Below are 15,216 nucleotides of genomic sequence, written 5' to 3'. Positions count from 1 at the left end.
TTCCGGTTCCGCCGGCCGGAGGTGTCAGCGCTTCTTGGGCGCCCGCTTGGCGGCGGCGTTGACTGCCGCCTTCACCGCGGGCGGCAGGCCCGCCTGTTCGCTTTCGGGCTCAGCCACCGAGCCACGGGCTTTCGCGATGGCCTTCATGCCGTGGTAGATCACCAGCGCAGCGGCCGAGCCCAAGGCGATCCCGGTGAACTTCAGGTCGCCAACGGTCCAGCTGTAGTCCGCGATGCCGATGATCAGTGCGACGGCGGCGGTGGTCAGGTTTACCGGGTTGGCAAAATTCACCTTGTTCTGCACCCAGATCTTCACGCCCAGGACGCCGATCATGCCGTACAGCATGGTGGCTGCACCGCCGAGCACGCCCGGAGGCACGGTGGCAATCAGTTCGCCGAACTTCGGGGAGAAGCTCAGGAGGATGGCAAAGATGCCCGCCACCCAGTACGCCGCCGTCGAATACACCTTGGTAGCCGCCATGACGCCGATGTTTTCCGCGTAAGTGGTGGTGCCGGAGCCGCCGCCCAGGCCGGCGAGCACGGTCGCAGCGCCGTCGGCCAACAGCGCGCGGCCGGAGACGCCGTCGAGGTTCTGGCCCGTCATTGCCGCCACGGACTTCACGTGACCGATGTTCTCCGCAACCAGCACCAGCACCACGGGGACGAAGAGGCCAAGCACACCCACATGGAATTCAGGCGTCTGGAACTGGGGGAGGCCGATCCAGGCGGCTGCGTCCATCTTGTCGTAGTGCACTTCCCCGCGCATCATTGCCACCAGGTAACCGACCACCACGCCCACCAGAATGCTCAACCGCCCCAGGATGCCCCTGAACAGGACGCTCACCAGGATGACCGTCGCCAGTGTGATCACGGCCGTAACCGGGGCCGCATCGAAGTTTTGCTTGGCCGCCGGGGCAAGGTTCAGCCCGATCAGGGCCACAATGGCGCCGGTGACGATGGGTGGCATCAGCCGGTTGATCCAGCCCGCACCGAACTTCTGCACGATCGCCCCGATGAGGGCCAGCACGACGCCGGCAAGGACCACTCCGCCCAGTGCGCCCGGCACGCCGAACTGCTGCTGGGAGGCCATGATGGGGGCGATGAACGCAAAGCTCGACCCAAGGTAGCTGGGCACCCTGCCTTGGGTGATGACCAGGAAAAGCAGCGTGCCAACGCCGGAGAAGAACAGAGTTGTAGCGGGCGGCATTCCCGTCAGGATGGGTACGAGGAACGTGGCACCGAACATGGCCACCACGTGCTGCATGCCCACGCCGATGGTCAGCGGCCAGGTCAGCCTTTCATGCGGCGCCACCACATGGCCGGGCCGGATGGTCCTGCCGGTGCCGTGCAGCTTCCATTTGGTTCCAAGCATGCTCATGGCGGGGGCCTTTCAAAGGGGTTGCCGCGGGGGGCGGGGATCTTCCGGTGCAACAATACCGCGCCGGTTTTAGACGTGCCCAACGTCACCTGCCGTCATGGGAAGAGGACACAACCACTTGAAGTTGCAACCATGGAAAGCAGAACCGCCGCAGCCGGCAGGCATGCGGGCCCAGCGAAAGGTAAGCCAATGACTATTGCCCATGAAGAAGCGGCCATCGATGCGGCCGCCGTCGACGCCATTTTTGCCGAGGCCCGCACGGCCAACTCGTTCACCGGCGAGGTGACAGAGGATCAGGCCCGCGCCATCTATGAACTCACCAAGTTCGGCCCCACAGCGTTCAACTCCCAGCCGCTCCGCGTGACCTATGTACGCTCGGACGAAGCCCGGGCCACGCTCGTTGACACGCTCGCGGCCGGAAACCGGGCCAAGACCGCTTCGGCCCCGCTGGTTGCCATCCTCAGCTATGACACCTCGTGGGCCGAGCAGTGGGATACCTTCCTGCCGGGCTACAACGCTCCTAAAGCGAGGTACGATTCCTCGCCCGAGCTCACAGCGACCACTGGCAACAACAACGCGCACCTCCAGGCCGGCTACTTCATCCTCGCGGTCCGCTCCCTGGGCTTTGCCGCAGGCCCCATGACCGGCGCGGACTTCGCCGCCATCGATGCGGCGTTCTTCCCGGCCGAGGACCGGAAGAGCTTCCTGCTGGTCAACATCGGCCAGCCCGGCGAGGACGCCTGGGGCGACGCGAAGCCCAAGTTCGCCTACGAGGACGTCGTCCGCACCGTCTGACGCTCTCTCACGTCCTGCGCCTTAACCGCCAACGCTCCCTCACGTCCTGCGCCTTAACCGCCAACGCTCCCTCACGTCCTGCTGTGAGGGAGCGTTTAGCTATTCCGGAGCGGGCTAGGCGATCACACCGTCCACGAGGGCCTTGGCTTCCGCCTGGACCTGCTTGAGGTGCTCCTCGCCCTTGAATGACTCGGCGTAGATCTTGTAGACATCCTCGGTGCCGGACGGGCGTGCGGCGAACCAGGCGTTCTCGGTGACTACTTTGAGGCCGCCGATGGAGGCGCCGTTGCCGGGCGCCTCGGTGAGCTTGGCGGTGATGGCCTCGCCTGCGAGCTCGGTTGCGGTGACGTCCGACGGCGACAGCTTGCCGAGTGCCGCCTTCTGCTCACGCGTGGCCGCAGCATCAATACGCGCATAGACCGGCGCGCCGAACTGATCTGTCAGGCCCTTGTAGAGCTGTGACGGGGATTTACCCGTTACAGCCGTAATTTCCGATGCCAGCAGCGCGAGCAGGATGCCGTCCTTGTCCGTGGTCCAGACGCTGCCGTCCTTTTTGTTGAAGGAGGCGCCGGCCGATTCCTCGCCGCCGAATGCGCCTTCGCCCGACAGCAGCCCGGGCACAAACCACTTGAAGCCCACGGGTACTTCCACAAGTTTGCGTCCCAGGCTGTCGGCCACGCGGTCGATGATGGAGGACGACACGAGGGTCTTGCCCACTACGGAGGCGGGGTTCCAGCCGCTGCGGTTGCGGTAGAGGTAGTCGATGGCGACGGCGAGGTAATGGTTCGGGTTCATCAGCCCGCCGTCCGGGGTGACGATGCCGTGCCGGTCGGCGTCGGCGTCATTCCCGGTGGCGACGTCGAACGCAGCTGAACTGCCGCCGTCGGACATCCGTTGGATGAGCGACGCCATCGCCGACGGGGACGAGCAGTCCATCCGGATCTTCTCGTCCCAGTCCAGGGTCATGAATGCCCACTGCGGGTCCACTGTCGGGTTCACCACGGTCAGGTTCAGGTGGTGGCGCTCGCCGATCTCGCCCCAGTAATCGACGGCGGCTCCCCCCATGGGGTCAGCACCGATGCGGACGCCGGCGTCGCGGATGGCATCCAGGTTCAGCACGGACGGGAGGTCGTCAACGTAGCTGCTGAGGAAATCGAACTTTCCGGTGGTGTCCGCAGCCTGGGCATCCGCGAGCGGAATGCGCTTCACGCCGCGGAGATCGTTTTCGAGCAGCTCGTTGGCGCGGTTGGCAATCCAGCCGGTGGCGTCCGAGTCTGCGGGGCCGCCATGCGGCGGGTTGTACTTGAAGCCGCCGTCGGCTGGCGGGTTGTGGCTGGGAGTGACCACGATGCCGTCTGCCTCGGGCGCACCGGGAAGGCGTGCCCTGTTGTAGGTAAGGATGGCATGGCTCAGCGCAGGTGTGGGCGTGTAGCCGTGACGTGCGTCGATCAGCACCTGGACGCCGTTCGCGGCGAGCACCTCAAGCGCCGAATTCTGGGCCGGCTCACTCAGCGCATGTGTGTCCTTTGCCAAGAACAGCGGGCCGGTGATGCCCTGCCCGGCCCGGTATTCCACGATGGCCTGGGTTATCGCGACAATATGCTTCTCGTTGAACGAGGCCTTGAGGCTGGATCCCCGGTGTCCGGAGGTGCCAAAAGCCACCCGCTGGCCGGGATCATCGAGATCCGGCGAGACGTCGTAATACGCGTCAAGGAGAGCAGTGATATCAACAAGGTCCTGGGGTTGGGCAACTGTGCCCGCGCGGCTAGCCATGGCACCAGCATGCCAGACGGGGGCCGGAGGAAAAACGACCTGACCGGATTACTGCCCCTGTGACGGAAGATTTCCCCACAATGCGGTGGGAACAGCGCGTGGAAAACAGGTAGTGAAACTGAGTACTCGGCCCAAAAGTACTTATATACCGCCAGCCCGCGCCGCTGCTACTTTCAAGAAACTCCGCAAAAGACTTTGGATGGACAGGGAAGTACGCGGGAGATTTGCGAGGCAACGGACGACGGCGCCAGCACCGCCGTCGCGGACGTCAGGAAAGCAGGGCGTGTGATGGGGGCAGGCGACGGGGCAGCCGAACAGTCGAGGCTGGCTGCCGAGCGGGTGGCGCGGTTGAAGCGCCAGCTCGACCAGGCCGAGCGGGCGACGAAACCGTGGGATGTCGGCGCTCCCTGCGAAAGGCTGGTGGCGGACAAACTGAGCGAGCTCATTCCCCACGGCTGGTACGTGCTGCATGATGTCCACTGGCCCGGAAGGCCCAAGGCGAACCTGGACCACGTGCTGGTGGGACCGGGCGGTGTAGTGGTGGTGGACGCGAAGAACTGGACAGGAGAGGTCCGCGTCTCCTCCGGTGTGTTGTGGCAGGGCCGCTACTCGAGGACATTAGCTGTCGAGGGAGCCCTGGCCCAGTGCGCTGCCGTGGCTTCGGTCCTTGAACCACCGCTCCGCCGGTTCGCCCGCCCCATGATCTGTATGTCGGCCCAGCCTGACGTTTTTGGAATCACCAGCTCTGATGTTGCCGTCGCCGGCACCGACCGGGTGGTGGACGCCATTCTGGCGCTGCCCCGGGCCCTTGACCAGGACAGCGTGGTGGGGCTGTATGTCCGGCTCGGCGAGCAGCTGACCCAGGAGCAGGGCGAGGGTTTGTCGTTGCTCCCTCCGGCGGACAAGTCGCCGGCGGGCGGGTCACCGCGCGTCGGTGGACCGCGCGTCGGCGGACCGGGCGGGGCGACGCGCTTTGGCGGACCGGGAGATGGGGGACCGATGCGCCGGGTACCGGCCCGTGGAGCGAGTGAAGCCGGGTCGGGCGCAGCCACGTCACCTGCAGCCAGCTCACCCGCAGCCACGTCGCCTAAGGCTGGGCGACAGGGACCAGCAAGCGTGCGGCCGGGACTGCGGGAAGCAGCGCCGGGACTCCGGAAACCAGCCCCACGATCCAGTGGCATGGCCGCCGCGACGGGAATGGGAAGGCTGTTCTTCCTGGCTGCCTTCGTGACTTTCGCCGTGTATGTCCTGCCGTATTGGGGGCGGTAGGACATCTGACGGTAACCGCGGCGGTAGGCTGGGAAACAAAGACTTTGGAGGGGGAAACCATGAGTGACCAGCCGACCCAGCGCCCGGACTCAGAGGGACCAGACGAACAGCCATCCGGCGATACGCCCGAGGGCTACCAGCCGCCAAAGTTCGTGCCTCCGCAGGGGTCCGAGATCCCGGCTCCACCGCCACCGGAGCGCGGCCAGCAGCAGTTTGGCCAGAACCAGGACAACCAGCCGCAGTTCGGGCAAAACCAGTACGGCCAGCCGGGCGAGCCGTACGGCCCGCCCTACGCTCAGCCTCCCAGCCCGTACGGCCAGCCCGCAGGACCGTACGGCCAGCCTCCCAGCCCTTATGGTCAGTCCGCGTACTACGGCATGCCGGCGGAGCCCAAAGGCCTCAGCATCGCCAGCATGGTGTGCGGCATCGTCTCTGTGATGCTCGGCTGGTTCATGCTTCCCCAGATCGCCGCAATCATCACCGGCCACCTGGCGCTTCGGCGCGAACCTTCCGGCAAGGGCATGTCCATCACCGGTCTGGTCCTCGGATACCTCTGCCTGCTCGGCTACGGGGCATTCTGGGTTTTCGTGATCATTGCCGCAACGATGTACCGTTCCAACGGAAGCTACACCTACTAGGCCGTCCGTGGCAGCCCGCTATTGACCCCGGGCGCAACACAAGGTCCCTTTAGAAAACCGACAATCCGGTCCTGGTGGTGAACTCGTCCAGGGCTGCCACTCCTGCCACAGAGTTTCCGGACTTCCCCAGGCCGGGACTCCACACGCATACCGTGCAGTTGTTCGGTACCACAGCGATGATTCCGCCGCCCACTCCGCTCTTGCCGGGCAGTCCAACGCGGTAGGCGAATTCCCCTGCGGCGTCATAAGTCCCGCACGTCAGCATCACCGCATTGATCCGCTTTGTCTGCGGCGAGGACAGCAGGGCGGTGCCGTCGACCCGCACGCCGTTGTTGGCGAGGAACCTGCTGGCCAAGGCCAGGTCCGTACAGCTCATCTCCAGCGAGCACTGCAGGATGTAGTTGTCCAGCACGTCCTGCACGGGGTTCTCGAGGTTGCCGCAGCTCGCAAGGAAATGCGCCAGGGAGGCGTTCCGGTTGCTGTTCCTGGCTTCGGACTCGGCCACGACGTCGTCAACCCCGATCGAACTGTTGCCGCTTTCCTGCCGCAGCAGGTCAAGGACGGCTCCGGAGGCATCGCCGGTGATGCTCAGGAGCCGATCGGTGACCACCAGTGCGCCGGCGTTGATGAACGGGTTCCGTGGAATCCCGTCCTCGTGCTCCAGCTGCACGAGTGAGTTGAACGGGTTGCCCGAAGGTTCGCGGAAGACCCGCTTCCAAATACCGTCGCCGTCGCCGGCCAGGACAAGGGCCAGCGCGAAAACCTTGGAAATGCTCTGGATGGAGAAGGGCACGGCAGCGTCGCCGGAGGCGTAGACCTCGCCGTCCCCGGTGGCGACGGAAATTCCGAACTGGCCGACGTCCACTGCCCCCAGCTGGGGTATGTAGTTGGCCACTTCGCCCTGCCCCAGCCGGGGTCTGACGGATCCGACGATGTCGTCGAGGAGGTTTTGAATGTCCATGGATGGTGTGTTCTGTTCTTTCGGAGGTAGCTGGTGAGGAGGTAGCTGGTGAGGGAAAAGTCAGTTGTTTCGGGACCGTGTCCACAGCCGGATCTGAAGGTGCGCCAACAGGCGCTGGCCCGGGTCCTGAAGATCGATCCCGGCCACTTCGCAGGAGCGGCGCAGGCGGTAGTGCACGGTGTTGCGGTGGATCACCAGATCCTCCGCGCACCGGTTGACGTCGCCGAATGATTCCAGGTAGGCCAGCAGGGTTATGGCGAATTCCGGATAGCGGTCACAGAGTTCCGTGATGCCCTTGTGGCGGATTTCCTGCCGTGATCCCACAAGGTCGAGCAGCTCATTGACCAGCACCGTGGTTTCCACTTCGCTGAAGGATGCAACCTTGAGGGTGGGGTCCGTGTGAAGCACCGTCAGGACGTTCCTCACGTGCTCCAGTGATGTATGCAGCTTGTCCAGGCGCTCCACAACGGGCGCCGATCGCGGCCTTCACCTGCAGGTCAAGGTGCGCTCCGGCGTCGCGGACGATCACGTTCACCAGCCTGCTGATGGCGGCCGGGGACTTTACCGGATCCAGGTCAGGCAGGATGATGGCCGTCTCCAGGCCGAGGGCCCCCACTACGGCCCCGGGCCGGTAGGCGGCAGCGTGGATCGACACCAGGTTGGCCAGTTCCCCGCGCTGGAGCTGAAGACCCGGCGCTGACTGATGCAGACTGCCGGAAGAGACCAGCACCAGCGCTGCAGGCCTGGAAGGATCGAGTCCGGCGGACTGTGCCTGTGAGTGGATTTGGGCGGTGCCGCTCAGAAGACTGGAGACCCGGTCGCGGCGCATGGACTGCGATTGTTCGTTGCGGTGCCTCACCAGTTCGATGGCGGCATGCCGCGCGGAACCCACCATGATCCTGTCAGTGTTGGCTGCAAGCTGTTCCGTCCCCTCCTGCAGCCAGATGTAGCCCAGGATCCTGCGGCCTGCGAAGATGGCGATCGCCACCCTTTCACGAAGGCCTTCCTCCGGGTTGGCAGGGATGTGGATGGGCACCTCTCCGCCCTGCAGATGCTTGTAGACCCCGGATTCCTTCAATAGTTTCTGGTAACGCTCCGGACCGCGGCGGGCCAGGATGGACAGCCGCCGCAGCTCGTCGACGTCATTTGAGGCGGGCGAGTACGCCAGTACCCGGTTGGCGGTGTCCTCGATCACCACGTGGCCCCGGGTGAGCGTGGCCGTGGTCTGGGCGATGCCAAACAGGTCCCGCTGCATGAGTGTGGACGCATCCCCTGAAGGGAGTGATTCCCGGAGGCGGTCTATCGCTATCCCCTCGAGCTGGTCCCAGCGGGCTCCTGCAGCAACGGCAATAAGCCCCGTTCCGGTTCCTTCCATCACCTCGCGGACGGCAGCCAGTTCCGTCTCGGAACCCTTGATGGCTATGGCCACGGGCCGGCCGGCCAGCAATGCCCGGACTGCTGGCAGTGACGCCCGCCCTCGCGCCCCCACGAGAAACACCAAGGCGCCGGGTGCCACGGCCGCGCCGTCCTCAGGGTCAACAATCGCGGTTTCGCGGACCTGTTCATTCTTCGGCCCGGGAGCCATCAGCAGCCTGGCGTTGTCGACCCCGATGTCTTCCAGGACGTCGCTCAGTGTGACGCCGACGGCGTCGACGGTTTGCTCTTCAGGCCTCACGTCTTTGTTCAGACCCTTTCTGGTGCTTATAAAGTTTCATGCTCCGCGGAGCCGGCAGTCATTGCCACAGCCATGTACCTTACTCGCGTTCCCGCTGGCCAAAATTGGCTGGCGGCACAAAGGGGCGCGGCTGAATTTGGCGGCCGTCCCAAAACAAAGCTAGCCCCGGATCCCTAGAGTTGGATACCGGCCTCCAGCGGCAAAGATGCCCGGAGGCCGGAGTACGCACGGATTGTCCGCCGCCCCGGACGGCGCAGGAGTCAAAGGAGACCCCACGAAATGACTTGCCCTACTAGCCCCCTCGAACTGCCATGAACGCCACGCCTACGGGCACGCGACCGGAGGCGGACAGCCAGCCAGTGGCGGACTCCCTGGACCCGGCGGACGCCCTGGAGAACGGCCGCGAGCTGCTGGGGGACCGGTCCGCTGCCGCCCAGGACTTTTCCAGCGAGGAAGCCGGCTACCACAAGACCCTCACGCCCCGTCAGATCCAGATGATCGCGATCGGCGGTGCCATCGGCACCGGCCTGTTCATGGGTGCCGGTGGCCGCCTGAACGGGTCCGGTCCCGCCCTGGTCCTGGTATACGCCGTTTGCGGGTTTTTCGCCTTCCTCATCCTGCGGGCACTGGGCGAACTGGTGCTGTACCGGCCGTCGTCGGGCTCTTTCGTGTCCTATGCCCGGGAGTTCTACGGCGAAAGGATGGCGCATACGGCCGGCTGGCTCTATTTCCTGAACTGGGCCATGACCTCCATCGTGGACGTGACCGCCGTCGCCCTTTACGTGAAGTTCTGGGCCCCCTATTGGGAACCGGTGCGGGACATGCCGCAGTGGGCCATCGCGCTGCTGGCCCTGGTGGTGGTGCTCGGCCTGAACCTCGTATCCGTGAAGGTCTTCGGCGAAATGGAGTTCTGGTTCGCGCTGACCAAGGTGACGGCGCTGGTCCTGTTCCTGATTGTGGGCGTCTGCTTCATCGTTCTGGGTGGCAAGACTGACCTGGGAACGCCGGGATTCGGGGTCATTATGGACAACGGCGGCGCGTTCCCCACAGGCGCCGTGGCTCCGCTGCTGGCCATCAGCGGGGTGGTGTTCGCCTATGCGGCGATCGAGCTCGTGGGCACGGCCGCCGGTGAAACCGCCAACCCGGAGAAAGTCATGCCCAAGGCGGTGAACACCGTAGTGGCCAGGATCGCCGTTTTCTACATCGGCTCGGTGCTGCTGCTGTCCCTGCTCCTTCCCTTCACTGCCTACAAGGCGGGCGAGTCCCCGTTTGTCACCTTTTTCTCGCACGTCGGTTCGCCGGAGTCGGCCGCTGTTTCCGCCTCCGTCATGAACTTCGTGGTGCTCACGGCGGCATTGTCCAGCCTCAATGCCGGGCTCTACTCCACCGGGCGCATCCTGAGATCCATGGCCGTGAACGGGTCGGCGCCGGCCTTCACGGCCAGGATGAGCCGCAGCGGAGTTCCCTACGGCGGAATCCTGCTCACCGCCGTCGTTACCCTGCTGGGGGTTGGCCTCAACGCCCTCGTCCCGTCCCAGGTCTTCGAAATCGTCCTGGAGATCTCCGCCGTGGGCATTATCGGCGGCTGGGCCACGATCATGCTCTGCCACATCAAGCTCCAGAAATGGGTGCGGCAGGGCAAGGCTGTCCGGCCGTCATTCAGGCTCTTCGGTGCGCCTTTCACGTCCTATCTGACGCTGGCATTCCTGGCATTCGTCCTGGTCACCATGGGCTTTTCCGAGACGGGACGGTGGGTCCTGCTCGCATCGCTGGCCCTCATTCCGCTGCTCGGCCTCGGCTGGTACGCAACACGCCGCCGTCGGGCTGAAGCCGCGCTGGCGGCCGGAACAGCAGGGAAACCCAAAGCAGAGCAGAAAACGGAATGACAAGCGGAATGAAAAACAGCGTGAAGTACGACGACGTGTCCCCGGCTTTACGGGTCCCGCCGGCAGAGCAGAAGATCGGAACCCCGAGCCGCGTCTGGCGGATCCGTGCGGATTCCTGGGAATTCCTGGGTTACGCGCTGAGGCAACTCAGCGGCCGTCCGAGCGGTCCCGGGGCGACCCAGGAGTCCGGTTTGCTGGGACAGATCCTGCGGGCGACGGCCCTGCTGGACTCCGTCGAGCCCTACTGGGCGTTTCCGGGACCCGGCGTCATGAAACGCCTTAGCGGCCTCATCCGTGCCGGGCTGTACCAGGAGGCCCTTGACCTGGTTGACGGAATCCGGGCCAGGACGTGGCGCCCCAGGCCCGAGCAGCCTGCGCCGGGCCTTTCCGATTCGGCCGACGTCGGAGCCCCCGAGGCGGCCGAGACGGCTGTGGAGCGGCCGCGGTTTGAGGTGCTGGTGGTTGATGACATCCCTGAGCACGACGGCGAGGCGCTGAAGAGCGACATGCTGGCCCAGCGCCGGCCGGCCGACGCCTTTAGCTACGACGTGAACGTCGTTTCTTCCTACGAGGATGCCCTGGTGGCGCTGCTGCTCAATGCGGACATCCAGGCCTGTGTGCTCCGGCCCGGGTTCGCCATCACAGCTTCCGGTCCGCTGGGCTCGGACCTCAGGAGGTTCGTCTCCCGCTACGTGGAGGACGGCCTGGAGCGTCTGCGTCCCATCGACCGCATCCTCAGGCTCGCTGAACGGATCGCGGAACTTCGGCCGGAGCTGGACGTCTATCTCGTGGCGGATGTAGCCATTGAAGGGCTGGCCGGTTCCCTGACCCGCCGCTTCGCGCGGATTTTCCGCCGCGAGGACCGGCTGGACCTCCACCTGTCCCTGCTCGCGGGGGTGGCGGCCCGCTACGAAACGCCCTTCTTCACCGCCCTGCAGGAATACAGCCGGAGGCCTGCCAGCGTCTTCCATGCCCTTCCGATTTCCCGCGGCGGGTCGGTGGGGAACTCTCCCTGGATCCGGGACATGGCAGACTTCTACGGGCAGAACCTGCTGCTCGCTGAGACATCGGCGACGTCCGGCGGGCTGGATTCGCTCCTTGACCCGCACGGGTCCATCAAGAAGGCCCAGGCCCTCGCGGCGCGGGCGTTCGGAGCACACAAAACATTCTTCGTCACCAACGGCACGTCCACGGCCAACAAGGTGGTGCACCAGGCCATCGTGGCTCCAGGCGACATCGTGCTGGTGGACCGGAACTGCCACAAGTCCCACCACTATGCGCTCATGCTCTCAGGGGCGCAGGTGGCCTACCTTGACGCCTACCCGCTGGACCGGTACTCCTTTTACGGTGCCGTCCCGCTGGAGAGCATCAAGAAGATGCTGCTGGATTACCGGCGGGCCGGCCGGCTGGACGACGTCAAGATGATCACCCTGACCAATTGCACGTTCGACGGGATTGTCTATGATCCCGAGAGGGTCATGGCGGAATGCCTCGCGATCAAGCCCGACCTCGTCTTCCTTTGGGATGAGGCCTGGTTCGCCTTCGCCGGGTTCCACCCCGTGTACCGCCGTCGGACAGCGATGGCAGCGGCTGCGAGGCTCGAGGCTCAATTCCGGGATCCTGGCTACCGGCTCCAATTCGCAGAGCAGGCGCGGGAACTCGTGGATCCGGTGACCGGGGAACCTGCGGCCGACGAGGCCTGGCTGGGGACCAGGCTGATTCCGGATCCGGCCAAAGCCCGGCTCCGGGTCTATGCCACCCAGTCAACCCATAAGACCATGACGTCGCTGCGCCAGGGATCGATGATCCATGTGTTCGACCAGGACTTCGAACAGCTCAACGGCGAGGCGTTCCGCGAGGCCTACATGACCCATACGTCCACGTCGCCGAACTACCAGATCCTGGCGTCCCTGGACATCGGCCGGCGGCAGGCCGAGCTGGAAGGCTTTGCCCTGGTACAGAAGCAGGCGGACCTGGCCGTGAGCATCGCTCAGGCGGTGGCACGCAACCCCTTGCTGAAGAGGTACTTCCGCATCCTGGGCGCCCGCCAGCTTGTGCCGGAGCGGTTCCGGGAGACAGGCTACTCGATGCCCCTGAGCCAGGGGCTGTCCGACTTCGACGAGGCCTGGCGCTGTGATGAGTTCGTCGTGGACCCCAGCCGGCTCACGCTGGACATCAGCCTCACCGGGATTGACGGTGACACGTTCAAGCACGACCACCTCATGGACAAGTACGGCATCCAGGTCAACAAGACATCGCGGAACAGCGTGCTGTTCATGACCAACATCGGCACGTCACGCAGCGCCGTGGCCTATCTGGTGGAGGTGCTCGTGAAGCTGGCGGAATCGTTCGAGACGGAGAAGCGTCAGCTGGGTCCGCGCGGGCTCAGAGCACTGGAGGCGAGGATATCCGCGCTGAGCAGCGACCCGCCCGCCCTTCCCGACTTCAGCCGTTTCGCCCGCCGGTTCCGCGCCGGCACCAATACCGACGGCAACCTTCGGGCCGCCTACTTCGCGACGTACCAGGACGGAGCCACGGAATATGTGGATCCGGCCGAGCTTGCGGACCGGGTGGAGGCCGGCCAGGAAGTTGTCTCGGCCGGCTTCGTCACGCCGTACCCGCCGGGCTTTCCCATCCTGGTGCCAGGGCAGGTGATCACTGGCAACGCCCTGGCCTTCATGGCCGCCTTGGACACGCGTGAGGTCCACGGCTTCGACCCCGCCCTGGGTTACCGGGTTTTCACATCGGCCTGGCTCGCGGCGGACTAATCCGGCAAGAGCCGCGCGGCGGAGTGCGCGGCTAGGAGCGCGGTTGCCTCAGCCTCGACCTGTGGGCGTTGTACCTGAGCTGCAGGATCCGGGCACCACCCGAGATGGCCACCAGCACTCCGCCGGTGACGCTGGCAATGAAGAGGGCCATGCCCAGCGGGACCGATCCTTCCATCCCCAGGTATCTGATCGCGACCTGCTCCTGGTTCTGCATGATGAAGATGATGAGCAGGATGAGGAGAACCAATGCTGCAACCACTGCCGCCCACACCACCCCAGCCCGGGTGACGCGTTGTTCTGCAGCTGGAAGGGCCGGCGCTGGAGGGGCCGCCGCGGAAGGAGCTGCTGGCGCTGCCGCGGGGCCCGAGGCGATGGGAGCGGAAGCCGTCAGATGGGGATCCGATGCCTGCGCGCCAGGGACCATCCGCCGCTCCTCGCCACCGGCAGGTGTGACGTTTCCCGTGCTCATGATGATGATCCCCTTAACCGTAACTAATAAGCATACTTACAGTTCCACCATAATCGTACTGCGATGCCGCTGTATACCCGCCATCCGACGCATCCTCGCTACCGTTGCACCGCAGCAGCGGCGGCCGGTCATTGATGCGGTCATCCGAAGTGGGGGAACGCGACAGCGGAAAGGCCCCCGTCAGGGGGCCTTTCTTCGGGTGGATCAGACCTGCCGGTCAGACCCTCTCGCGGGTGCGGTCAGGTACCGGTTCCTGAGCTGCGGTTGTCTTCCGACGACGCGGAAAGGCCCAGAACTTGAAGTCCTGCGCCGTGACATGCGGCTCCGGACGGTCCGGCTGCGTTTCTTTACGCGCTTCGGGTTCCCGCTCGGCGTCCTTCCGGATGCCCCAGCCGAAATCCTTGCTCGATGAATAGCACATCGCAGACCTCCTCATAGTGACTGCCCTTTAATCGTCCTCCGCCCGGGGCTCCAAGTCGACACCTGGCTCCGCAAATCATGCGCACCCAAGGGCTCTGCCCCGTCCATTGACGGTTGGGCCGATATGTCCCATGATTTATCTACAACGATGTAAATCTCCCGGTCCCCGGGCACGATAGAAAAATGGCCCCTACATGCCCAGCCCCGAAACCGCTGCTGCTCCAGTTCCCGTAAGCGCCCTTCCCGACCTTCCGAACCCGCTCATCCGGCAGCGCGCCGATCCCTGGGTGATCCGGCACAACGGCAGCTACTATTTCATGGCGTCGGTTCCGGAGTACGACCGCCTTGTACTCCGCTCAGCCGCGACCCTTGGCGGGCTCGGTTCAGCTGAGGAAACGGTCATCTGGCATCGGCCGCCCTCGGGACCGCTGGGCGGCCACATCTGGGCGCCGGAGCTGCATCACTATGACGGCCAGTGGCACATCTATTTCGCGGCCGGAGACAGTGACGATCTTTTCCGGATCCGCATGTACGTTATGTCCAACCCGGGACCCGACCCGGCAGCCCCGGCCTGGGGCCCGCCGGTACGTATCGAAACCCACAAGGAAAGCTTCTCCCTTGATGCAACTACGTTCGATCACGGCGGGACGAGGTTTCTTGTATGGGCCCAGATGGATCCGGATTCCAGCCTCTTCATTGCCCCTTTGTCGTCGCCGTCCACCCTGGCGGGTCCGCCGGTACGCATCGCGGATCCCCTTATGGACTGGGAAATCAAGGGCCACCGCGTGAACGAGGGGCCGGCGGTCATTGAGCGGAACGACAGGATCTTCCTGACGTTCTCCGCCAGCGCCACGGATGCAAACTACTGTGTAGGGCTCCTGACAGCCGATTCCGACGCTGACCTGCTCGATCCGTCCTCGTGGACGAAGTCCCCGCTCCCGGTGCTGGCATCATCGGATGAGACCGGAGAGTACGGGCCGGGACACAATTCCTTCACCGTGGACGAGGCCGGAAACGATGTGATCGTGTACCACGCGCGGTCTGAGCGGGATATCGAAGGAAACCCGCTCCATGAACCGAACCGTCACACTCGCATCAGGCCCATTGTCTGGTCTCCCGAAGGATGGCCCCGGTTTCCCGCTCCTTCAACAGCCTGATTTCAAGGACGTCTGGCGGGCAGCCGCG

General features: G+C 64.9%; 13 protein-coding genes. 6 read left to right on the top strand and 7 right to left on the bottom strand.

The features are described from left to right. Nucleotides 1–24 precede the first annotated feature (24 nt). Entirely contained in the window at nucleotides 25–1,377 is a 1,353-nt protein-coding gene (locus QFZ40_RS18950) for a uracil-xanthine permease family protein (RefSeq protein WP_306906274.1), read from the bottom strand. A 189-nt stretch (nucleotides 1,378–1,566) separates the two neighbouring features. Here QFZ40_RS18950 and QFZ40_RS18945 point away from each other — a divergent pair, with 189 nt between their 5' ends. Beyond that, nucleotides 1,567–2,172, top strand: coding sequence for a malonic semialdehyde reductase (locus QFZ40_RS18945; protein WP_306906272.1), 606 nt, complete (start codon nucleotides 1,567–1,569; stop codon nucleotides 2,170–2,172). Between the two features lie 114 nt (nucleotides 2,173–2,286). Here the strand turns inward: QFZ40_RS18945 and pgm are convergent, their stop codons facing one another. Beyond that, nucleotides 2,287–3,945 carry a phosphoglucomutase (alpha-D-glucose-1,6-bisphosphate-dependent) gene (gene pgm, locus QFZ40_RS18940; RefSeq protein ID WP_306906270.1) on the bottom strand — a complete coding sequence of 553 codons (1,659 nt, stop codon included), beginning with the start codon at nucleotides 3,943–3,945 and terminating at the stop codon, nucleotides 2,287–2,289. 195 nt (nucleotides 3,946–4,140) lie between these two features. On the opposite strand from pgm, the gene QFZ40_RS18935 reads away from it, so the two are divergent. Both QFZ40_RS18935 and QFZ40_RS18930 read left to right on the top strand, forming a co-directional pair. Beyond that, a complete protein-coding gene (locus tag QFZ40_RS18935) occupies nucleotides 4,141–5,214 on the top strand; it encodes a nuclease-related domain-containing protein (RefSeq protein WP_306906268.1) in 1,074 nt (357 codons plus the stop codon). Between the two features lie 59 nt (nucleotides 5,215–5,273). After that, nucleotides 5,274–5,852: a DUF4190 domain-containing protein gene (locus QFZ40_RS18930; protein WP_306906266.1), complete on the top strand. Its 579-nt coding sequence runs from the start codon at nucleotides 5,274–5,276 to the stop codon at nucleotides 5,850–5,852. A 49-nt stretch (nucleotides 5,853–5,901) separates the two neighbouring features. Here the strand turns inward: QFZ40_RS18930 and QFZ40_RS18925 are convergent, their stop codons facing one another. Genes QFZ40_RS18925 through QFZ40_RS18915 form a run of 3 tightly spaced genes read right to left on the bottom strand, consistent with a single transcriptional unit; the run spans nucleotide 5,902 to nucleotide 8,488 of the window. Further along, nucleotides 5,902–6,813, bottom strand: a complete 912-nt coding sequence (locus QFZ40_RS18925) for a glutaminase (RefSeq protein WP_306906264.1) — start codon at nucleotides 6,811–6,813, stop codon at nucleotides 5,902–5,904. 60 nt (nucleotides 6,814–6,873) lie between these two features. Further along, entirely contained in the window at nucleotides 6,874–7,176 is a 303-nt protein-coding gene (locus QFZ40_RS18920) for a helix-turn-helix domain-containing protein (protein WP_306906263.1), read from the bottom strand. Further along, nucleotides 7,151–8,488, bottom strand: a complete 1,338-nt coding sequence (locus QFZ40_RS18915) for a PucR family transcriptional regulator (protein ID WP_306906261.1) — start codon at nucleotides 8,486–8,488, stop codon at nucleotides 7,151–7,153. The genes QFZ40_RS18920 and QFZ40_RS18915 overlap by 26 nt, the downstream gene beginning before the upstream one ends. Nucleotides 8,489–8,799: 311 nt before the next feature. Here QFZ40_RS18915 and QFZ40_RS18910 point away from each other — a divergent pair, with 311 nt between their 5' ends. After that, nucleotides 8,800–10,374, top strand: coding sequence for an amino acid permease (locus QFZ40_RS18910; RefSeq protein WP_306906259.1), 1,575 nt, complete (start codon nucleotides 8,800–8,802; stop codon nucleotides 10,372–10,374). Nucleotides 10,375–10,382: 8 nt separating this feature from the next. Then, entirely contained in the window at nucleotides 10,383–13,142 is a 2,760-nt protein-coding gene (locus QFZ40_RS18905; RefSeq protein WP_306906256.1) for an aminotransferase class I/II-fold pyridoxal phosphate-dependent enzyme, read from the top strand. Between the two features lie 31 nt (nucleotides 13,143–13,173). Here QFZ40_RS18905 and QFZ40_RS18900 read toward each other — a convergent pair whose 3' ends face one another. Together QFZ40_RS18900 and QFZ40_RS18895 are read right to left on the bottom strand one after the other, a co-directional pair. Then, nucleotides 13,174–13,611, bottom strand: coding sequence for a LapA family protein (locus tag QFZ40_RS18900; protein ID WP_306906255.1), 438 nt, complete (start codon nucleotides 13,609–13,611; stop codon nucleotides 13,174–13,176). A gap of 217 nt (nucleotides 13,612–13,828) precedes the next feature. Continuing rightward, nucleotides 13,829–14,032 (bottom strand): hypothetical protein, encoded by a 204-nt coding sequence (locus QFZ40_RS18895; RefSeq protein ID WP_306906254.1) that lies wholly within the window; start codon nucleotides 14,030–14,032, stop codon nucleotides 13,829–13,831. Nucleotides 14,033–14,225: 193 nt separating this feature from the next. Between QFZ40_RS18895 and QFZ40_RS18890 the strand changes: the two genes are divergently transcribed. Further along, nucleotides 14,226–15,188 carry a glycoside hydrolase family 43 protein gene (locus QFZ40_RS18890; protein ID WP_306906252.1) on the top strand — a complete coding sequence of 321 codons (963 nt, stop codon included), beginning with the start codon at nucleotides 14,226–14,228 and terminating at the stop codon, nucleotides 15,186–15,188. Nucleotides 15,189–15,216 lie beyond the last annotated feature (28 nt).

Source organism: Arthrobacter pascens, assembly GCF_030816475.1.
GTDB lineage: Bacteria > Actinomycetota > Actinomycetes > Actinomycetales > Micrococcaceae > Arthrobacter > Arthrobacter pascens_B.
The sequence above is the reverse complement of the archived record's forward strand: the minus strand, read 5'-3'. Positions and strand labels throughout refer to the sequence as shown.